The organism is Paenilisteria riparia FSL S10-1204 (assembly GCF_000525995.1).
Lineage (GTDB): Bacteria > Bacillota > Bacilli > Lactobacillales > Listeriaceae > Listeria_A > Listeria_A riparia.
On the sequence record NZ_AODL01000007.1, the window covers coordinates 340140 to 361887 of the forward strand.

Here is a 21748-nt window from a genome sequence, read left to right on the forward strand (position 1 = left end):
TTTGACAACTCCTCAATTACTAAAGATTGTGCGGTTGTTTAACTTTTGTATTGGTCTGTTATTGTTGTTTAAGTTCTTTTGTAAGTCTTGAATTTGTTGTTTGGACATCGTTACAGGTGTTTGATAAATGAGCCAAGATACGCCTTCTGTTGTAGCTGGTGTTGTGAATGATCCTTCATAACGGTACATGTCACCATTTTCTGGGATTAATCCTAATGTGCTAATGGCTGATTTCATCATAGCTGTTTTACCATTCTCTAGTTTGGAAACAACAGTTGTTAAGTCTCCCACAGCTTGATTTTTCTCTCCTTGTTTCACAAAAATGCTAATAATGAAATTCTTATTATCTGCAGATTTATGCTTTAATTGTAATTCAACGTCATATTTATTACCGTCTAGTCTATGTTCGCTTGGTGTGTGGATATTGATTTCTTTTAGTGTGTAAACTTTTCCATACACTTTTATTTTGCTGTCAGCCCGGCCTTTCGTTGGCTGTGCAATAGCTTGGATTACTTTATCTTTACGCGTAATTTTGAATGTTGTTGGCTGATATTGGTACGCAATAGCTGTTTTAGCGGTATTTGTCATTGTCTTCGTGGTATCGATATTGATTGGAGACTGTGCTTTGCCTGTGTCGCTAATTTGGTAGGCTTTATTTATTTCACCCCAGTATTTCGGGCCGTTTTTTCCAGAGTAAGACCAATCTAGTATTGTTTTTTCAGAAGTGTCGTTTGCTGTTTGTGATGTTGTCGTCTTTTTTGCATTTTACTTGTTCTTCTGAAATATTGGAGTGTGGTGTACATCCTCCTAATATTAATGCGCTTCCTGCAATCACCGTTAATACTGACATCATCATTTTTTTTCAATGCAACTACCCTCTTTCTTTTTAATCTTCATTTTCTTCTGTTTCTTTTTGATAATGAGACACGAATGCTCCACTGTATGGGAATACACGTATATATCCCTCACCAGATAGGCGTGCTAATGCTGCTTTAATAGGCGTTCGACTCATGTTTAGTTCCTCTGTTAGGTCGCGCTGATTTACAAAATCACCAGCGGCGTATGTCCCGTCAATGATATACTTTAAGATGCGTTCATAAGCTACTTCTTCTAGGCGCATTTTGTTTTTTTTCCATGTAAGTCCTCCCGTCATTCATTTTTGTACAAGGTGTATGCATCTTGTCTACCAATTATATACACATATATATGACAACTGGTAGTGGCGTTGTCATATATTAGCTAAGTAGGGAATTAACAATCCAATGTGGTCGTCATGTATTGTTACGTTGTGGTAAAACTGAAGATCAACGTGTGGTGCATTGATTCATATAAGTGCTTGGAATTTCAAAGATGCCATTGTTATTGGCTGGGCGCGAAACGCCATCTTTATTGAAGTTCCATTTTACACTAGCGATAGCACTCAGTTCTGTAACGGTGACATTAACAGTTTTTGTGATGTTAGAACCGTCTTAAACTTTTTTCAGCACGTTGTTCCTTCTTGATACCATTTTTAAAAAGCTGTAGCACTCGTGATGCCGAATGTGAAAGTACGGCCACAGCTTCTCTCGTTTTTTTATGCAAGTTCTAGGTTTGATATGTCAAATAGCATATCAATCGGTGTATACGTGTTTAGAATAATTTGGTTTCAAAAAGTCTTGAGTGTTGCCCTCTGCTACTACATAGTCAACACCTTGGTAGTTAGCGACTAATTTAACGTGAATTCCAGAAGAAGCCCAGACGCCACTTGATTCAGAACTTTCGAGCTCTTGGTGGTATGTCCCATTAGATGTACCTACTACAATGGTACCTTCTGGAGAATTTGCCGTCGCAGCTGTTATTACCCTATATGTTACTCCTGCTGGAACATCCGCAACATGAGGATACACATAAGCTTTTGTTGAGCTTGGTTGGTTACGCCCTAGAGCAAACTCAAAGTCTACACTGCCTACACGATCAGCAATGCTTTTTCCTGTAACTGTAAATGTGAATGAACGGATGACATTACCTTGCGCATCACGGATTGTTACATTCGTGCTACCAGCTTTGTCGTTATGCACAAGTGCAATTAGGTTTGGATCACTGAAGTCTGCTGCGGCAATCGTTGGGTCAGAGAAGGATACTGTATATCCTTTTGGTTGAACCAATGCGCCAGCGCTATTGTAGAACTGAAGATCAACGTGTGGTGTGTTGTATTGATTCATATACGTGTTTGGAATTTCAAGGATGCCGTTGTTATTGACTGGACGTGAGATGCCATCTTTATTGAAGTTCCATTTTACACTAGCGATAGCATTCGGGTCTGTAACAGTCACATTGACAGTTTTTGTGATGTTAGAACCGTCTGTTGTTTTCACTGCAATCGTTGTTGTTCCTGCTTTTTTCGCTGTCCAGTTTCCGTTCGCATCTACTGTAATGATGCTTGGGTCTGCTGGTGTGTAGCTTAGCGTTTTGTTTGTTGCATTTGTTGGGGATACGGTTGCACTGATTTTACCAGTGTCTCCAACATTGGCTGCGATGTTAGAAGTTCCTAGAGTAAGGTCAGTAGCACTTACTGCTCCTGCTGTAACTGTGAATGTGAACGAACGGATAACATTACCTTGTGCGTCACGGACTGTTACATTTGTGCTACCAGTTTTCTCATTGTGAACAAGCGCTATTAGATCTGGATTTGTGAAGTCTGCTGCGGCAATCGTTGGGTCAGAGAAGGATACTGTATATCCTTTTGGTTGAATCAATGTGCCTGCACTGTTGTAGAATTGAAGATCAACGTGTGGTGTATTGTATTGGTTCATGTAAGTGTTCGAAATTTCAAGGATACCATTCGTGTTTACTGGACGCGAAACGCCATCTTTATTGAAATTCCATCTTACGTCTGTAATAGCATTAGGATCTGTGACAGTTACATCAATCGTTTTCGTAATGTTAGATCCGTCTGTCGTTTTCACTGTAATCGTTGTAGTTCCGGCTTTCTTCGCTACCCAATTACCATTCGCATCTACTGTAATGATACTTGTATCATTGGATGTGTATGCTAATGTTTTGTTTGTAGCTGTTGTTGGCTGTACTGTGGCATTAACTTTGCCAGTCGCATTAACCGTTGTCTTAATACTTGTTGCACCAAGTACGATATCTGTTGCTTTCACATCAGCCGCTGTAACAACGATTGTGAAGGTACGTACAACATTACCATTCGCATCACGAACTGTTACAAGTGTGCTTCCTGTTTTTTCGCTATGAACGAAAGCAAGTAACTGCGAATTTGTGTAAATCGGTGTCAATAAGCCTGGGTTTGAGAATGTAGCTGTGTAGCCAGTTGTTTTTACAACGTTACCGTCTTTGTCGAAGAATTGAACGTTAACGTTTGGATTGTTATAGCTATCGTAGTAGTTATTAGCAATTGTAATTGTATCGTTGTTGTTCACTACGCGATTTAAGCCATCTTTGTTATAAATCCATTGGGCACTTGATACTGTTGCTGGAGTTGCTTGAAGTACAAGTGAAGCATTTAGGTTTGTAATAGATTGTTGTGATTGTACTTGGATATATCCAGATACGCCATCACTACCAAATGCTGTGTTTGCTAATACATTGTATCCAGTTGGAGGTGTTACTTTTACGTAATAGTTATTTGGAGCAATGTTTTCGAATTTGTACAGACCATTTGCATCTGTTGTTGTTGTGTCTGCAACTGCACCACTTGCACTGTATAGTGTTACTGTAGCTCCTGCAACACCATTTTCAGTAGCTTCTTGTGTGCCGTTTTTATTGATATCATTGAAGACTGTTGAGCGAATTTGACCTACTTTTTGTGCTAATGTTAGGCGTAAGCTGTCTACGTAACTATTGCTTTCAACATGTACGTAGTAGCTGTTACCATCGCTGCCAAAGCCATTCGATGAATCAAAGACATAGCCATCAGGAATTGGTGCTTTTACATAGTAATCGCCTTCTGGTAGGGAACCAAAACGGAAATCACCGTTCGAATCTGTGGCTACTGTTTTCACCAAAGTACCGTCTACTGTGTACAATGACACGTTTTGGCCATCGATACCCAATCCACTTGGCATATTGAGTACACCAGCGATTGTTGCATTCGCTTGTTTTTGTAGGTTGATAGAATAGTTACCAGCCGTGTTATCGCCTGTTAGTGCAATATAGTTACTGTTACCGTCGCTACCATAGCCGTTTCCACTCGCATAGTTATAGCCTGCTGGAATAACTACTTTCGTGTAGTAATTTCCTTGTTCTAGCCCAGAGAAACTGTATGAACCGTCTCCTCCTGTTTGGACTGTTTGAATTAATGTACCTTGTACGTCGTGTAATTCGACATTCACACCAGAAATTCCTGCGCCTGTTGTAGCATTATTTACTACACCGTTTACTGCAGAATTATTAAGCGTGGATAAGCCTAAATTTAATTCGTTACGTACGGTTTGTTCATTTGCTACTGTGAAGTAACCAGTTGTACCATCGCTACCAAAATAAGTGCTTGATTGGTATTTATAGTTCGCTGGAATGTCTGCTTTAGCGTAGTATTTACCAGGTTTCACTCCAGTAAAACTGTACCCGCCATCGCCTGCTGATGTAGCATCAGCTACTTTTGTACCTGATTCGTTATATAGCGCAATATGCACATTGCTTACGCCAGGCTCGTTGTTATCTTTTTGGTTGTTCTTATTTGTGTCAATGTATACGAAGCTTTGAATCGCTCCTTGTTGTGGATAAAAGCCAAAATGATATCCAGTTACAGCATTACCACCTGAAATCGTGAAATAACTAGAGTTACCATCAGCGCCATTGATACCTTGTGTTGTATATAATTTTTGATCTGTAGGAAGTGTTGATAAGTCCACGTGAATATAGTATGTTCCATCGGCTAAATTAGCGAATGTGTATTTACCATCAGCACCAGTTGTTGCTGTAGCGACAAGCGCACCTTGATCATTGTGTAGTTCGACTTTAATGCCAGCTACACCTTGTTCACCGCTATCTTGTACCGAATTCCCATCTAAATCTTCAAACATTGTATCGCTCACGCTTCCTTGACCAGCTGCGGCAACCTGTTGAATCGTATTCTCAGCTGCTGTGGCTCTGTAAGGCTGTGCTATCGGAGCTAAACTTCCGATAATAAGTGTCCCAGCAAGCAAGCCTGAACCCCATTTTTTTACTAGCTCATTCTTGTTCATTTTTTCCCCTCCTCAAATAGATAGAGATAAAACATACAGCGTCATCTCCTACGTATGTCTGATTCTTAGATGGCTTTTCGTTTACGTTTTGTTTTAGTAAACAAAAAGGCTGCTACTAACATAGCCATCGCGACTCCAATAACTGCAGCCATTAATGGATAGCCTTGTAAAAAAACCACCCCCATTACAGGACCTCCACCAGTCATTGGCACTAGTGGGTTTAAATTCCCTCCTTGACTCATAGATTAACCTCCTATCTAATGAACAATAATATACAAACATAATTCATTCCGTCTGTATATTCTCACTATATACCAAAAAATATTGTATTGTTTATATAAAATCAGCACATTTAATTGCTATATATTGCGATTCGTCTTTTTTCACAAAAATATTGGGAGGTTTTTTTTCAAATTTGAAACACTTTTTTTTATACGTTTGCTTTTTAATTGTTTTGTTTTTGATTGTAGACTTCTATACTTTTTAGATGCACACAAAAAAGATGGCCTCGATGTTATGAGAAGCCATCTTTTTGCTATTGTCTTATTTCTTGCGTCTAAATAGAAGGTAAGCCAGTGCAAGGAGACTACTTCCTAGCGCTACTACTCCTTTATTTGTTTGGTCACCTGTGGAAGGTAATTCTGCCATAATCGGGCCTTGTTCGGGTTGGCTCGGAGTTATTGTGCTACTAATCTCTACAACAGGTGGTGGGGTTTTAGTTGATGGTTGTACTGGTGGTGCCGCAACAGGAAGCACCGTAACACAGATTGTTTTTTCTGTTTGATTTCCATCGCTATCTGTGACGCGATATGTTACGTGGTAAACACCAGGTTTTGAGGTATCTACATCGTTTTGAATCACTTCTACTTGTGCTGTGAGGTCGCCATCTTCTTTGTCTTCACTTGTCACAATGGCTAACGGATCGAATGTATCATCGGTTGTTAAAACTTGATCGTTAGCTTCTATTATTGGTTTTTCATTTGATGTTATTGTTACTTGAATTGTTTTGTTACTCGTGTTGCCATCACTATCAGTTACTTCATACGTTACTTCATAGATGCCCTCTTTTGTCGTGTCTACGGTGTTTTTTACTATCTTGATTGATTTTGTTATGTCACCGTCTTCCAAGTCTGTTGCACTTACATCAGCCATTGGGTCAAATGCGCTACCTTTTTGAACGGTGTGGTCTGTTGCATCGATTTCAGGCTTGGCATTGCTTGTTACGGTTACCGTGATTGTTTTTGCGGTAGTGTTATTGTCGCTATCGGTAACTTCATACGTGATATGGTAGACGCCTTCTTTGCTTATGTCTACATCGCTTTCTTTGATTTTAATCGCTTTTGTTACATCACCGTCTTCTTGGTCCGCTGCGCTAATATCTTTCATTGGATCAAATGGTATATCTTTTTTCACTGTTTTGTCTTCGGCTGTAATGTGCGGTGCTTCGTTGCTTGTTACTGTTACTGTAACGGTTTTGAAAACGGTATTGTTATCGCTGTCTGTTACACTGTACGTAATGTGGTAGACGCCCTCTTTGTTTATGTCTACATCATTGGCTGTGATTTGAATGTCTTTTGTTAGGTCGCCGTCTTCTTTGTCTGTTGCTTTTACTTCTTCTAATGGGTCAAAATGGTTACCACGTTTGATTGTGTGGTCTTCAGCGATGATTTCTGGTACGTCATTACTTGTTACAATAACTGTAATTTTCTTTGTTGTCGTGTTGTTATCACTATCTGTTACTTCATAAGTGACCGAGTATGTGCCTTCTTTATTTGGGTCTACATCATTGGCTATGACTTTGATTGCCTTACTGATGTCGCCATCTTCTCTGTCCTGCCCGGTTACTTCAGCCATTGGATCGAATGTAGCACCTTTTTTAAACGTACGATCATTTGCAAAAATTTCAGGGGCATCATTGCTCGTTACTAGTACCGCAATGATTTTTGCTGTAGTATTGCCATCGCTATCTGTTACTGCATACGTAACGTGATAAAGGCCTTCTTTGCTTGTATCTACATCATTGGCTGTGATTTGGATGGCTTTCGTTAGGTCGCCGTCTTCTTTGTCTGTGGCACTTACTTCTGCTAACGGGTCGAATGTACCGCCTTTTTTCAGTGTATGGTCTGTTGCTGTAATTGTTGGGGCATCATTGCTCGTTACTGTTACTGTAATGGTTTTCGTCGTCGTGTTGTTATCACTATCTGTAACGGCATACGTGACGTGATAGGTGCCTTCTTTGCTTGTGTCTACGTCATTGGCTGTAATTTGAATATCTTTTGTTATATCGCCATCTTCTTTGTCTGTTGCGCTCACATCAACTGTTGCATCGAATGCTCCGCCTTTTTTCAATGTATGGTCTGTTGCTGTAATAATTGGCGCGTCATTACTTGTCACCGTTACTGTAATCGTTTTTGTTGTTTTATTATTGTCGCTGTCTGTAACGGTATACGTAACATGATAGGTGCCTTCTTTGCTTGTGTCTACATCATTGGCTGTGATTTGGATATCTTTTGTTATGTCACCGTCTTCTAAGTCTGTTGCACTCACATCCGTCAGTGGATTAAAAGTATCCCCTCTTTTTAATGTATGATCTGTTGCTGTAATCGCTGGAGCGTCATTACTTGTCACTGTTACTGTGACCGTTTTTGTTGTTTTGTTGTTATCACTATCTGTAACGGCATACGTAACATGATAGGTGCCTTCTTTGCTTGTGTCTACATCATTGGCTGTGATTTGGATGTTTTTTGTTAAATTACCATCTTCTTTTATCTGTTGCACTTACGTCGGCTAGCGGATCAAATGTACCACCTTTTTTCAATGTATGGTCTTCGGCTATGATGGTCGGAGCGTCATTACTTGTCACGGTTACTGTTATTGTTTTTGTCGTTTTATTGTTGTCGCTATCTGTGACGGCATAGGTAACATGATAAGTGCCTTCTTTACTTGTGTCTACATCGTTGGCTGTGATTTGGATGTTTTTTGTTAAATTACCATCTTCTTTATCTGTTGCACTTACGTCGGCTAGCGGATCAAATGTGCCGCCTTTTTTCAATGTATGGTCTTCGGCTATGATAGTCGGAGCGTCGTTACTAATTACTGTTACAGTTATACGTTTAGTCACTACATTCCCATCACTATCTGTGACGCTGTATGTGACATGGTACACGCCTTCTTTCGTTGTGTCCACATCATTTTCTGTTATTTTTACACTAGTTGTAAGATTGCCGTCTTCTATATCTGTAGCACTAACTCCAGTTAATGGGTTAAATGTTGCACCTTTTTTAAGTGTTTGATCAGATGCTTCGATGGTTGGTGCATTGTTTGCGATGACACTTAGCGTGACATCATTCGAGTAATTTGTATATTGTTCATCTGTAAAGCCTTTGTCTTGATGTGTGACAGTGGCTTGTGTTGTAATATTATTCGCTACAGTAGCACCTTTGACGTCAAATGTGACATGTTTTGTTGCATCTTTTTCAATGCTTCCAAGTGGAATAGACAAAATACGTGTGTTGCTATCGTAGGAACCTGTTACAGATACGCCATCAACCATTGCCGTCGGTGAATCTAATGTTACTTCTTGTGGGATTGGAATAGTTAATGTTGTATTTTGGGAAGCCATGCCGCCTTCGTTTTTAGCATCAAAAGCGTAGGTTGCTGTTTTGTCTTTTTTCACGGATGTTTGATTTACTTGTCCAGCTACTGTTATAAAAGACTGCGTTGAAAAGACGATATTATCTAGCAAATTACCATTTGTAGGGTCCCCACCAACTGCTTCAAATTGGAAGCGTGTCGTTGTTTGACCTGCTGGAATGGTATAAGTTCCCGAATATGTTTTCCACGCATCCACAGATGTTGTCATGGTATCTATTAATTTCAAATCGCCAGGAGCACCAAATTTAACGGTAGCTGTGTCAGTAGTATGTCTTCCTCGGTGTTCTACTTGCCATCTCACCGTTGCACCTGGAGTTGTTGGGATGTCTTGATACAGTGCTGAAGCTTCATATGCATTTAATTCTGCATATTGCTCTCCGTCTGCAGCGTCTCTGTTTTCATTATGATTTTGAATTTCGATTAAGCCATCGGATGCCGTCGTCTTCCAACCTGGAACTTCTGATTGATCAAACGTTTCCCATGTTCCATATTTAACTGCTGGCTGTTCAAAACTACCATTTTCCAAACTGATTACTTCGATAGGTGGCTTTGGTACTCCGTGAACGTTCGTTGTCGCTGCATGTGCAATCGGCTCTTTTAGTACGTTATACGGTAATGATGTGTTTCCAGTGAGAACTACTGATGCTATCATGGTTCCTGCTGCAATTTTAACGATGTTTTTATTCATTAAATTTACCCCTCCAATTTTCTTAATTTATGTTTCATTGTTAATTTATTAGGAAAAACCGTCTATCGGTGGTATTTCGTCATAATATAACAAATAAACTCCTTCTATGTGTATACAGAAAATATAGCCATATCAATGAAGTATCACTAAAATTTCTCGTTATACCTATGAAAAACCGTAGTTTCTCAAAATCACACGCATGCATTAATCAGCATTATTCCTTTAGAACGAACGTGTTTATTTATTTTAGAAATTAATGCTTGTCGACTAATAACAACGGGTTTGCTTATCTCTCGTTCTCCATCTATACCGTTGTATTCTCTAGTCACCAAAAAATTAATATGATCCACTTTTCGAATGACGTATTCTTCTCCTTCAAATTCACCACATCGAATATACAGTGAAGCCACGAAGTGTAACATTTCTGTGTATGACGCTTGATCTTGTAGCTCTACTTGTAAAAAATGCTCCATGGTGTCCATTTGTATCGCTCCTTATCCAATTTTCCTTGATTCATCATTTCGGTAAACAACGCCATCTACTTGCGATTCTACAAAATAAAGCGGACGATTTTTTGTCTCCATAAAGATGCGTCCAATGTATTCGCCTAATAAGCCGATGCTCACAAGTTGAATAGCGCCTATAAACAATACAACTGTAATAATACTCGTTGTACCACTCGGTGACTTACCAAGAAAAATGCTTTCAAAGAAAAAGAACAATAGCATTAGAAGACAGAGAACTATAATACTCGCACCAGCAATGGCAGACAAACGCAACGGTGCCACAGAAAATGATGTAATTCCATCAATAGCCAACTGTACCAATTTTCGATAATTCCATTTTGTTGCACCTGCAACGCGTGCATCTCGTTCAAATAAGATTTCCTTCTTCTTAAAGCCAACGAAACAAAATAAACCTTTTGTATAGCGTTGTGATTCTCGCAATTCTTTCAATGCTTCAATACATTTTTTATCTAGTAAGCGAAAATCTCCTGTGTCTTTTGGGATATCAATGGTCGATATTTTTTGTAATACCTCATAATATTTTTTGGAGGACCATTTTTTAAACCAAGTTTCCCCCTTGCGCGAAATTCGTTTGGCGTAAACGTCTTCATAGCCATCTTCCCAATATTCCAACATTTGGACAATCAGCTCTGGTGGGTCTTGTAAATCTGCATCTAGCAAAATCGTGGCATCTCCACAAGCATGATCAAATCCTGCTATCATGGCTATTTCTTTCCCGTAATTCCGCGACAAATTAACAAATCCCACGCGCTGATCCTGCCTTTGAAAGCTATGAATGATGTCTAATGTTGCATCTGTACTACCATCGTTCACAAACAAGAATGAAAAGCGGTAAGTGGCTAACTGGCTCGCTATACGCTTCAAACGCTCATAAAGATACGGCAACGCTTCTTGTTCATTATAAGTTGGTATCAAAATACAAATTTGTTTCATTTGACAAACTCCTTTTATGAATTAGATATCTTTTTCATTGCGTACTCATCTAATTTTTCCATATTTAAAATCATCCATGGTTTTGGCTTTACGCGAATAATGCCAGCCTCAATCATTTTTCGTAATAATAAGGAGACGTATTCTCTTTTTAGGTTACAGTAATCTGCTAAATCATATTGTGTAAATGCAGGTGCTATTTGTATACCTTTTTCCACATGTGTGCCAAATTTGTTTGCTAATTGTTTTAAGCACAGGCAAAGTCTCATTGGTGCGCTCCACTTATATTCATCCAGCCGTTCTAACAACTGTCGATTATAAATTTTGATGCACGATTCCATACTGATTTGGCTGATGCGCTGTTTCTCCAATTGGACTTCTGTTTTGGCGTAGAAAATAATACCCTCATTCACCAAATTTGTTAGGATGAAATCACCTGCCGCTAAATAGCTAATGATGCTCCCCGAATTGCTTCTCATGACTACAATGCCACGTTTAATGATAAAAAAGTTATTACTACTATGAAAAGCCATATCTTGTTTTTCTGAAAATGTCATTTCCGACCAATCGTGGTACATCCCATCTTCCTCCTCCAACTATTCCAAGCAGTCTACTCTTTTGAAGCGAAAGACTGGATAATCTGATCTGTTGTATATTTTTCTTTGCTCACCAATTTTCGCACTGCTATTTTTTCATAAAATGCTGCTTCCGTTAATAATCGTGTTAGCCAGTCTATAATCTGTATCTTTGAAGAACCTATAAAAACGCTTGGGCCATGACTTCCACCCATAGCCTTTACTGAGGTTTCTTGAACGACCAAGACCGGTGTATGCAATGCTTCGGCAACTTCTAAGCAATCACTACTATCAGTGATAATTAGCCATGCTCGATTCACGAATTGTTGTTTTTCTAATATGTGAAAAGGTTGCACAAAATAAATCTGTTGTTGTCCTTTCAAAATCTCATTTGCTAGTTCCATAATGGTCGCTGTCAATTTTATCGGAATTACGACAATCACTTCTTTGTGGATGTCTGTAATTTGTTTAAGTCCTTGAAATATTTTTTTAAGCACTTTTTTTTTTGATCTGTTTTACCTTGGTAGTCTACTAAAATCATCTTTTTGTGCGCACTTTCTTCAGCAAGGAAAAGGGTGTCATGTCTAGTAACAATCGTTTGTAATGATTCTTCCAAGCCTAAAATCATTTCTTGTTTCGCTAATGACCCTATTAAATCTTTACTTGTACTCCCCAAGAAAGCATTTTCGTCTTCTTGGTATATCGCTGGCCCCTTGACTTGGGTGACTGGAATACCATTGTAATAAGAGGAAAGCGTTGCTGCAAAAGCGATTCGTGTATTACCGCAAACAATTGTCGAAACTATTTTTTCACGCTTGACGATTTCAGTTAAGTCGTTCAATGCCCAACCAGTAAGCTGATCTAAGTTCTGATGCTCATCTGCGGTAATTGGTAATGTGTAATGGACCTTCACTTGAAATAATGCTAAAATGTCTTGCATCACTTGAGCCGTCTCCAGTTGCTCGGAGATAACAATGACTGGTATGACATTTTCTATACGTTCTAGTTTCTGAATCACGGGACATATTCGCATCGCTTCTGCAGGTGTATCAAATACCATCATTATTCTTTTCGTGTGGGAAACTCCATTTGTTTTCTTTAACATTTTTTTCATGATGGTCACCTTCTTTTTTAGTTACTTGATATTTGGCGATCATTTAGTTTTTGCTCTGGGCGATTGTTGCCGTCTAATTGTTTTGTCAAATCGCTTAGTTGTTGTTTCGACATTGTGATTGGTTTTTCGTATACGAACCATGACACGCCTTCTGTTGTTGCTGGTGTTGTCAATGAGCCATCATATTCATATATTTTGCTATCCGCTGTAATAAGTCCAAGTGTACTGATAGCTTGTTTCATTGCTACTGTTTTACCATTTTCAGAAGATGCAACGACACTCGTCAAATCACCTATTGCTTGATTTTTCTCGCCTTCTTTAACAAAAACGCTGATGATTGCCACTTTGTTGTCTGCCGAAACGTGTTTTAGTTGTAATTCAGCTGCGTAATTTTTACCGTCTAGTTGGTGTTCGCTAGGTGTATGAATATTGATTTCTTTTAGTGTGTAGTCTTTTTTAGCGACTGTAATTTTACTGTCAGCTCTTCCTTTTGCTGGCTGAGCGACCACTTGTACCATCTTATCTTTACGTGTCACTTTAAACATTGTTGGTTGATATTTATAGCCAATGCTTACTTTTGCTTTGTCTTCTTTAGCATCTTTTGTTTCGATATTGATTGGTGATTGCTTTTTACCTGTGTCACTAATTTTGTATTCTGGTTTGATAGAACCCCAATGTGTCGGTCCTGTGCTACCTGAATAAGACCAGTCCAGTAAAGCTTTTTCGTCCGTTTTTGCAGTATCTTTTGTTGTATCCTTTGTTGTGTCTTTTGTTGTCTCCGTTGTTTTTGTATCTTCTTTCTTTTTGTCACTGCTAGCTGTGTCTGTGTTACCACAAGCTCCTAAAACTAATAAACTACTTGTTGCTACTGCTACTAGTGATACTGCCATACTTTTCTTTACCATAAATAAAAACCTCACTTTTTTTATTACTCGGCGACACGTTCTGTTTTCGCCCAAGCTTCTTTTTTTGTTGTTTGTCTCCAAAATGCGAGCCAAATACTCGGAATCGCTAATAAATTATAGATTGGCATGAACAAACCTGCGCCAATACATTGTAAAAGGGAAATGCCATCCTGATCTTTACGACCTAGTTCATAGTGATAAATGCACCACACCAACCCTGGTCCAAAAATCAAACCAACGATAACCAATAAGGCACCCCAGTCTTGCGGTGTATTTGAAAATCCTGCACCCCAATCGACTGATCGGAAAAAGATTAGCATCAAGGCCCATGAAATAATCATGATGATACTACCTAACAAGTTAATCCATGGCTGCGCCAAAAAATAATAAATGTCCAGCTTTGAAGCGCTACTCAATGTATCGGATTTTCTTATTTCTTGCAGTCGCTTAATAGACTGAATGTTGCCTTGTACCCATCGTGCTCGTTGGCGAATAAATTTTTTGACAGATGTTAGACCTTGTTGGTACACTACTGCTTCACCAATATACTTACTTTTCCAACCTTTCAGTAAAATAGATAACCCAAGATCAAAATCTTCTAACAAACATTTCGACCATGGTGTACTGCCTAATTCAATTAGTGCGCTTAGTCGTGTAAACTGTCCGTTTCCGCCCAAGCCTACACTTTCTGTATATTCGCGACTATTTTGGATGGCTGCAACGGTAGAATAAAATTCAATATCTTGCATCATCGGCAAAATACTTCTGCGATTTGTAATGCGAATCCGTGCTTGTGCTGCACCAACAGCTGTATCTCGAAATATCCGATTTGCTTCTGTTAGCAAATTATCACTTGGACGTCCGTCGCCATCAATAACAGTAATAATAAGGTTATCCGGATTTCTATTTAAACGTCTTGCTGCTTTTGTTATTTTTGTATAGGCATAATTTAATGACTCACCTTTTCCTAATTGCGCATTTGGTTTTTTGCGTTCAATCACTCGAACATTAGGAAGTTTCATTTGACGAACAGTTGCCACTGTACTATCATCCGAATCATCGTCTATGACAATGACCATCTTCTTTTTATAAGATAAGGCTAAAATTGAACGAATTGTCTTTTCAATTACCACTTCTTCATTCAAGCAAGGAATTAAAAATACATATTCTAATTCGCTATCGTCTTCTTCACTGATTTTTTTTCTTTTTTTCCTGCAAAAGGTGGGAGTAGTAAAATTAAGCTCGTATATGAAAAATAAATAAATATGAGAAACACGCTCACTCCTGCCATAATTGCTAATAAAGCATTCATATATTTCCTCCTTCAGGTTCTTTGTGACCGTTTTACTTTGTCACAGGTTGAAGTATTACAACTTCACGACTTTGATAGCCGTCTTGTGACCTATCAAATGAGCCTGTACATGAGATGAGCGTGACTTTATTTCCTTTTGTTGTGTCCATTAACTCTTGTGGAAAGTCTTTAACTGCGTAAGAATTTTTTGGATTTTACTTGAAATTCTTTTTTTGTATTATCGGCATATCCAATCGTTACTTTTTCACCTACAGAAATATCCTCCAAGTATTTAAACAAACCTAGCTCACCACCCCAATCACGGTGTCCAGCAATGATTGCATTGCCTTTATCCCCTGGTGATGGTCCATATTTATACCAATACACGGCATCAATTCCATCAGGTACTTCCATCCTTCCATCTTTGTCCGTACCTACTGGCCGAACTGGATTTTGGATTTGTGTTTTTGTTCCTTGACGAAATGTTATTTGCACTGGTGCTATACTTTTTTGTTTCGTTTTTGGCTGATTTTGAGGGATTGTTGCTATTTCTTTCGTTTGGTTGCCTTTTGGAAGCGTTTCTGAGTTAGCATTAACATAGTCAAAAGCGATAATAGCACTGACTAAAAGTAATAGAACACATGCCGCCGCAATAATCCTTTTCCTCATTCGCCTTCCCGTCCTTTCACAGACTGATCTTTATAGAAAGCAACAAAAGCACCATGGTAAGGCAACATTCGAATGTAACCTTCACCGCTTAATTTCGTAATCGCCGCACGAATTGGTGTGCGACTCATATTTAATTCATGCGCTAAATCTTGCTGACTAACGAAATCCCCCATCTTAAATCGATTCTCTTTAATGCATTTCAAAACATGTGCATATGCGACTTCTTCCAGTCGTGGTCTTTTATCTTTCATAACATTTATTCACTCCATAAAATGAATTCCTTTTTATTGTCTTAGTCCGATATCATCTAAATTCATAGATGCTTCCGTCTTTTTCTTACCTTTTCTTGCAAAAAGCCGGTATGCTTGCCAACATCCCCACGCAGCAATGACTGAGTAGCCGATAATTAAAGGCACATGATATCTACCTTGTACTTCTACGAGAAGCCCTGACAAAGTAAATCCGACTTGTAGCAAGACGAATAAATAAATATCCGCTATCTTTCTTAAATAAAGTGCCAGTACGACAGTCAGGAAGTTAAGCCCTAACAAGATGTACATAAACACATTGCAAATCGTTAAAATAAGACCTGAATGGTACCAAATGAATGGTGCATCACTGTAAATATTCCAGTCGTATCCGTAACTCTCGTTGCTATAATTTTTCATTTTATTAACAAAATGCTCTCCTAATTTTCCATTCTTCGCCATTTCCTTGTAGCGATCTAAGCCTTGTTGCAACATAGCGCTGTCTGCTTTAGATGTATTTGTTTTGTTTGCATTGTAAAGTTTCCAAAATGTATCGGAATCTTCTTTGCTCCATTGCCCACCTGACTTTTCGTTTGATCCCACAAGTACGTTATAACCGACAGTACTATTGGCAGTTGGAATGTGGTAAACCAATTTATTGATAGTCGATTGACCAGCAAGGAAAACAAGAAATAGTACTACTACAAAGGCATATCTTTTAAGTGTTTCTTTACGATTCGGTCGAAGTAAAAATGAAGTTATAACAAAAGCAATTAGCAAAACTACTGCCAATGGTCGAATCATATTTAATGCTATCAGCGCAACTACTAGTAGTAATGACCAGAAAAAACTCGGTGCTCTTTGTTCCACTTGTTGGTATAAGAAAAGTGCCAAGACAAATAGGAACATGAATAGGGGCTCGGTCGCTAGTAACGTACTGTACATAAAGTATGCCGGCCATAATGCGAAAATAAGGCTACTGCCTACTGCGACTCCAAGTGGAAACCAGTTTTTCACGACTCGGAAAAGTAAAAATGTACCCGCTAGCATTAAGACACTATTGAATAACTGACCTGCCAAGTAACTATTTCCAAAGATATTGTAAACAACAGATAATACATTGGAAAAATTGAGAATGTGTGTAAAGTATGGTGCATAAAATAAAATTCCTTGATCGTACAACGTTTCCCAACTGTTGTTATCCGCGACATAGCTTGCAATAACATGGTAGTAATAAAAATCGGAAACAGCATGTGTTGGTATCCAAACAATCCATACGATTCTTGGGATTAAAATCAATGCAGCTAGTGCTACGTAAAAATAAACCTTTTTCCATTGATAGAGCCTAATAAAGGCCCAAGTGCATAAAGCCAAGATAAGCAAAATTCCGGCACCAATCGCCAAAAGCATCCAAATTGAGGAGAAACTTTTGTCAGACGGTTGCTGTAGTAGAATTGCTGTACTGACTAGAAAAACAATCATAATAAGTGCTGGAATCCATAAGGCAATTCCCGTTAAGCTTTTTTTAAGCACGTTGCTCCTCCTTGATACAATTTATAAAAGCTGTGGCACTCGTGATGCCGAATGTGAAGGTCCGGCCACAGCTTCTTTTTGATTACTTTGCGTGTTGTTTATAATGAATATAGCATTTTATAAATCAGCTATATTGGCCTTGATAATATCAGTCGCTCCAAACATGTGTTGTTTGATATTGAAGTATATTTCCTGTTAAATCGTCAAGAAGTAAATATCTTACTCCTTCATACGTAGCATATACTTTTACCTGCATAGTTGGAGTTGTCCAGATACCAGAACTATCGCTCACCATTTCTTGATGATATGTTCCATTTGAAGTACCAATGACTTTAGTAAACTGGAACGTACCGTATTGGTTATACGTATCTACAGAGTATACTACGCCTGCTGGTACATCAGCTACATGTGGATAAAGATAGAAATCAATTCCACGTACTCCGCTTCCACTATCAGGGTATGCACCGTCCCTACGATCATTTACAAGCTCAATATCAACACTTCCTACACGATCAGCGATACTCTTATTAACAGTGACATTGATTGTTTTCGTGATGTTTGATCCGTCTGTTGTTTTCACTGCAATTGTTGTTGTTCCTGATTTTTTCGCTGTCCAGTTTCCGTTAGCATCTACTGTAATGATGCTTGGGTCTGCTGGTGTGTAGCTCAATGTTTTGTTTGTTGCATTGGATGGTGCTACTGTTGCATCGATTTTACCTGTGTCATTTACGTTTGCTGTGATGTTTGATGCTCCTAGTGTAAGATCCGTTGCTAGAACGTCTGTTGCTGTAACTGTAAATGTGAATGAACGTACAACATTTCCTGCTGCGTCACGGATTGTTACATTCGTGCTACCAGCTTTGTCGTTATGCACAAGTGCAATTAGGTTTGGATCTGATTGGTCTGCTGCTGCAATTGTTGTGTCTGAGAAGGAAACTGTATATCCTTTTGGTTGAACCAATGTGCCAGCACTGTTGTAGAATTGAAGATCTACATGTGGTTTGTTAAATTCATTCAAGTATGTGTTTGGAATTTCAAGGATGCCGTTGTTATTGACTGGACGTGAAACGCCATCTTTATTGAAGTTCCATTTTACACTAGTGATAGCATTCGGATCTGTAACAGTAACATTGACAGTTTTCGTGATGTTAGAGCCATCTGTTGTTTTCACTGCAATTGTTGTTGTTCCTGCTTTTTTCGCTGTCCAGTTTCCGTTAGCGTCTACTGTAATGATGCTTGAATCTGCTGGTGTGTAGCTCAATGTTTTGTTTGTCGCATTCGATGGTGAGACAGTTGCATCGATTTTACCTGTATCATTGACGTTTGCTGTAATGTTAGATGCTCCTAGCGTAAGATCAGTTGCTGGAACGTTTGTCGGTGCTGTAACTGTGAACGTGAATGAACGTACAACATTTCCTGCTGCATCACGGATTGTTACATTCGTGCTACCAGCTTTCTCATTGTGAACAAGTGCAATTAGATTTGGGTTAGAGAAGTCTGCTGCTGCAATTGTTGGATCTGAGAATGATACTGTGTATCCTGTTGGTTTTACAAGTACGTTTGAACTATTGTAGAACTGAAGATCTACATGTGGTGTGTTAAATTCATTCAAGTATGTGTTTGGAATTTCAAGGATGCCGTTGTTATTAACTGGACGTGAAATGCCATCTTTGTTGTAATTCCATTTAACATCTGTTACTGCTGTTGGATCAGCGGTAATTGTGATTGTAAATGTGCGTACTACTTTGCCTGATGCGTCTTTTACAGTTACTAATGAGCTTCCTGTTTTCTCTGTATGTGTAAATGCGATGTGTGTTCCATTAGCTTTTACAGCAGAGAATAGGTCTGGATTAGATAGCGTTGTTGTATACGAGCTAGGGTCTACAATTTTATCTTCGCTATTGTAGAATGCAACGTCTACGTTGTTATTGTTGTAGCCATCTTTGTATGTGTTCGGTACAGAAATCTCGCCACCTTCAGCTAGATTAGTATCTGGTGTAAAGCCTGTGTGATAAATCCATTTTGCATTAGCTACTGCTGTTGGATCAGCTTGTGCTACAAGTGATGCGTTCATATCTGTACGTGTTTGTTCTGCATCGATATTGATGTACCCAGATACGCCATCATCACCGAATGCTGCATTCGCTAAGTTGTCATATCCTGCTGGTGGTGTTACTTTCACATAGTAAGTTCCTGGTGTGATTGTTTCGAATTTGTACAAGCCGTTAGCATCTGTTGTAGTTGTTTCGACAACAGCACCTGTGTTGCTGTAAAGTGTTACTGTTGCTCCAGCAATACCAGATTCGCCTGCTTCTTGCGTACCGTTTTTGTTCAAGTCATTGAAGACTGTAGAACGGATTTGGCCTGTTTTTTGTGCTAGTGTTAGACGTAGATTTGAGATATTGCTTGTGCCGTCAGCTTGCAAGTAGTAACTGTTTCCGTCGCTACCAAAACCTGCTGAAGATTCGAATGTGTAGCCTTCTGGAATGGAAGCTTTCACATAGTAGTTACCTTCTGAAATTCCGTCAAAGCTGAAGTTACCTTGGCTGTTTGTTGCAACAGTTTTCACAAGTGTACCGTCTACGTTGTAAAGTGATACGTTTTCGCTGACACCTTGACCACCTGGTGTGTTAATAACGCCAGAAATCGTTGTGTTGGCTTGTTTTTTCAGTGCAATCATGTAGTTAGATGATGTGTTTTGACCATCAAGTTGGATGTAGTTACTGTTACCGTCACTACCGAAACCATTACTGCTTGCAAATTCATAGTTGTTTGGAATAACTACTTTTGTATAGTAATTTCCTGCTGCTAATCCTGTGAAGTTGTAGTTACCGCTTGCGTCTGTTTGTTTTGCGTCAACTAGGTTTCCTTGTACGTCATGTAGTTCGACACGGATGTTTGCAAGTCCGTTACCTGTTGTTGCGTCTTTTACTGTTCCGCTAACTGCAGAGTTGTCTTTTACTTGTTTTTTCAGTGCAATCGTGTAGTTAGATGATGTGTTATCGCCGTTTAATTGGATGTAGTTACTGTTTCCATCACTACCAAAACCATTACTGCTTACAAAGTCATAGTCGCTTGGAATCACTACTTTTGTATAGTAGTCTCCTGCTGCTAGTCCTGTAAAGTTGTAGCGACCACTTGCATCTGTTTGCTGTGCGTCAATTAAATTGCCTTGTACGTCATGTAGTTCGACACGTGTGTTCGCAAGTCCGTTGCCTGTTGCTGCATCTGTTACAGTTCCGCTAACTGCAGAGTTGTTTAGTGTGCTTAGGCCTAAATTCAACTCGTTATGAAGCGTTTGTTCGCTAGCTACAGAGAAGTAACCTGTTGTTCCATCAGCGCCATAGTATGTGCTTGATTGGTATTTGTAGTTGGCAGGGATGTCTGCTTTTGCGTAGTATTTACCAGGTTTTACAGCCGTGAAGCTATATGCGCCTGAGCTGTCAGTTGTTGCGTCGGCTACTTTAGTTCCTGATTCGTTGTATAAAGCAATATGAACGCCGCTGATTCCAGCTTCTCCGCTGTCTTTTTGACCATTTTTATTAGTATCGTTATATACAAAGCTTTGAATCGCGCCTTGTTGTGGATAGAAACCGAAATGGAAGCCTGTGATTGTATTGCCATTCGCAATCGTGAAGTAGCTTGAGTTACCGTCTGCACCGTTGATACCTTGTGATGTATAAAGTTTCTCATCGGATGGCAATGTTGACATATCTACATGTAAATAGTATGTGCCGTCTGGAACGTTTGAAAAAGTATATCTGCCGTCTGTTCCTGTTGTAGATGTGCTTACTAGTGTTCCTTGGTCGTTGTAAAGCTCTACTTTAATGCCGGCTACACCTGTTGTTTCGTTGTTATCTTGTACGGAATTTCCGTTTAAATCTTCAAACATAACATCGCTAATAGTACCTTGACCAGATGCTTTTAATTGTTTGATTGTGTTTTCTGCTGCAGATACAGTCATGTAGGGTTGGATAATTGGTGTTAGGCTTCCTAATACCAATACGCCTGTGATAGCGCCAAGTCCCCATTTCTTCATTGTCTTCTTATACATGTTAATAATTCCTCCTGATTCTTTGAAACACTTATGATGTTTTGTACAAATTATGTCTTAGGATACTTGATTGTGTTGCTTCCGTTTATTCTTCGCAAATAAAAGAACGGCTGTTACTGCTGCTATTCCAATGCCTATGGTTGCTGCCATGAGCGGATACCCTTGGAGCATTGCCGCACCAATAATAGGACCACCTCCAGTCATTGGGACCAATGGATTTAAATTACCACCTTGACTCATTGTTTAGCCTCCTTACTACAGTTTGAGTTTTTTAACCTAGAACTTCCGGACTTAGCTGGAATCAGGTCGAGAATTGATTGTCATTTCTTAGCCTCCTAGTTAATTGTGTTTTAGATTGATTTTTCAATAAATAT

Annotated in this window: 19 protein-coding genes; 1 reads left to right on the forward strand and 18 read right to left on the reverse strand. The window is 39.1% G+C overall.

Annotated features, from left to right (window positions below):
* Positions 1-12 precede the first annotated feature (12 nt).
* On the reverse strand, positions 13-711 hold the full coding sequence (locus tag PRIP_RS06420; RefSeq protein WP_077912925.1) for a carbonic anhydrase family protein: 699 nt from the start codon (positions 709-711) through the stop codon (positions 13-15).
* Between the two features lie 175 nt (positions 712-886).
* A complete protein-coding gene (locus tag PRIP_RS06425; RefSeq protein WP_036100217.1) occupies positions 887-1120 on the reverse strand; it encodes a GntR family transcriptional regulator in 234 nt (77 codons plus the stop codon).
* A 230-nt stretch (positions 1121-1350) separates the two neighbouring features.
* On the opposite strand from PRIP_RS06425, the gene PRIP_RS17930 reads away from it, so the two are divergent.
* Positions 1351-1473: a hypothetical protein gene (locus PRIP_RS17930; RefSeq protein WP_277620080.1), complete on the forward strand. Its 123-nt coding sequence runs from the start codon at positions 1351-1353 to the stop codon at positions 1471-1473.
* 137 nt (positions 1474-1610) lie between these two features.
* Here PRIP_RS17930 and PRIP_RS16215 read toward each other — a convergent pair whose 3' ends face one another.
* The 16 genes from PRIP_RS16215 to PRIP_RS06505 all read right to left on the reverse strand — a co-directional run bounded on the left by PRIP_RS16215 (position 1611) and on the right by PRIP_RS06505 (position 21614).
* The gene (locus PRIP_RS16215; protein ID WP_052008765.1) at positions 1611-5186 is read right to left on the reverse strand and encodes an SdrD B-like domain-containing protein; all 3576 of its coding nucleotides are present in this window, start codon (positions 5184-5186) and stop codon (positions 1611-1613) included.
* 65 nt (positions 5187-5251) lie between these two features.
* Positions 5252-5428, reverse strand: a complete 177-nt coding sequence (locus PRIP_RS17140) for a hypothetical protein (protein ID WP_159101523.1) — start codon at positions 5426-5428, stop codon at positions 5252-5254.
* A gap of 301 nt (positions 5429-5729) precedes the next feature.
* Positions 5730-7964, reverse strand: a complete 2235-nt coding sequence (locus PRIP_RS06435) for an immunoglobulin-like domain-containing protein (protein WP_052008766.1) — start codon at positions 7962-7964, stop codon at positions 5730-5732.
* Positions 7939-9528, reverse strand: coding sequence for an immunoglobulin-like domain-containing protein (locus PRIP_RS16220; protein ID WP_052008767.1), 1590 nt, complete (start codon positions 9526-9528; stop codon positions 7939-7941). Before PRIP_RS16220 ends, PRIP_RS06435 begins: the two co-directional genes overlap by 26 nt.
* A gap of 191 nt (positions 9529-9719) precedes the next feature.
* Positions 9720-10010, reverse strand: a complete 291-nt coding sequence (locus tag PRIP_RS06450; RefSeq protein WP_036100220.1) for a hypothetical protein — start codon at positions 10008-10010, stop codon at positions 9720-9722.
* Between the two features lie 12 nt (positions 10011-10022).
* Complete coding sequence (locus tag PRIP_RS06455; protein WP_036100221.1) at positions 10023-10988, reverse strand: glycosyltransferase family 2 protein; 966 nt, start codon at positions 10986-10988, stop codon at positions 10023-10025.
* A 14-nt stretch (positions 10989-11002) separates the two neighbouring features.
* Positions 11003-11563 (reverse strand): Crp/Fnr family transcriptional regulator, encoded by a 561-nt coding sequence (locus PRIP_RS06460; protein WP_036100223.1) that lies wholly within the window; start codon positions 11561-11563, stop codon positions 11003-11005.
* A 32-nt stretch (positions 11564-11595) separates the two neighbouring features.
* Positions 11596-12057 (reverse strand): UDP-N-acetylglucosamine 2-epimerase, encoded by a 462-nt coding sequence (locus tag PRIP_RS06465; RefSeq protein ID WP_077912927.1) that lies wholly within the window; start codon positions 12055-12057, stop codon positions 11596-11598.
* A complete protein-coding gene (locus PRIP_RS06470) occupies positions 12000-12674 on the reverse strand; it encodes a glycosyltransferase family protein (RefSeq protein WP_036100226.1) in 675 nt (224 codons plus the stop codon). The genes PRIP_RS06465 and PRIP_RS06470 overlap by 58 nt, the downstream gene beginning before the upstream one ends.
* A 17-nt stretch (positions 12675-12691) precedes the next feature.
* Positions 12692-13579: a carbonic anhydrase family protein gene (locus PRIP_RS06475; protein WP_036100229.1), complete on the reverse strand. Its 888-nt coding sequence runs from the start codon at positions 13577-13579 to the stop codon at positions 12692-12694.
* 23 nt (positions 13580-13602) lie between these two features.
* Positions 13603-14907 (reverse strand): glycosyltransferase, encoded by a 1305-nt coding sequence (locus PRIP_RS06480; RefSeq protein WP_077912928.1) that lies wholly within the window; start codon positions 14905-14907, stop codon positions 13603-13605.
* A 152-nt stretch (positions 14908-15059) separates the two neighbouring features.
* On the reverse strand, positions 15060-15539 hold the full coding sequence (locus tag PRIP_RS16225) for a class F sortase (RefSeq protein WP_052008768.1): 480 nt from the start codon (positions 15537-15539) through the stop codon (positions 15060-15062).
* Entirely contained in the window at positions 15536-15790 is a 255-nt protein-coding gene (locus tag PRIP_RS06490) for a GntR family transcriptional regulator (RefSeq protein WP_036100232.1), read from the reverse strand. Before PRIP_RS06490 ends, PRIP_RS16225 begins: the two co-directional genes overlap by 4 nt.
* A 33-nt stretch (positions 15791-15823) precedes the next feature.
* Positions 15824-17320: an ArnT family glycosyltransferase gene (locus tag PRIP_RS06495; RefSeq protein WP_036100233.1), complete on the reverse strand. Its 1497-nt coding sequence runs from the start codon at positions 17318-17320 to the stop codon at positions 15824-15826.
* Between the two features lie 148 nt (positions 17321-17468).
* A complete protein-coding gene (locus tag PRIP_RS06500; RefSeq protein ID WP_036100235.1) occupies positions 17469-21374 on the reverse strand; it encodes an SdrD B-like domain-containing protein in 3906 nt (1301 codons plus the stop codon).
* A 57-nt stretch (positions 21375-21431) separates the two neighbouring features.
* A complete protein-coding gene (locus PRIP_RS06505; RefSeq protein ID WP_036100237.1) occupies positions 21432-21614 on the reverse strand; it encodes a hypothetical protein in 183 nt (60 codons plus the stop codon).
* Positions 21615-21748: the final 134 nt, after the last annotated feature.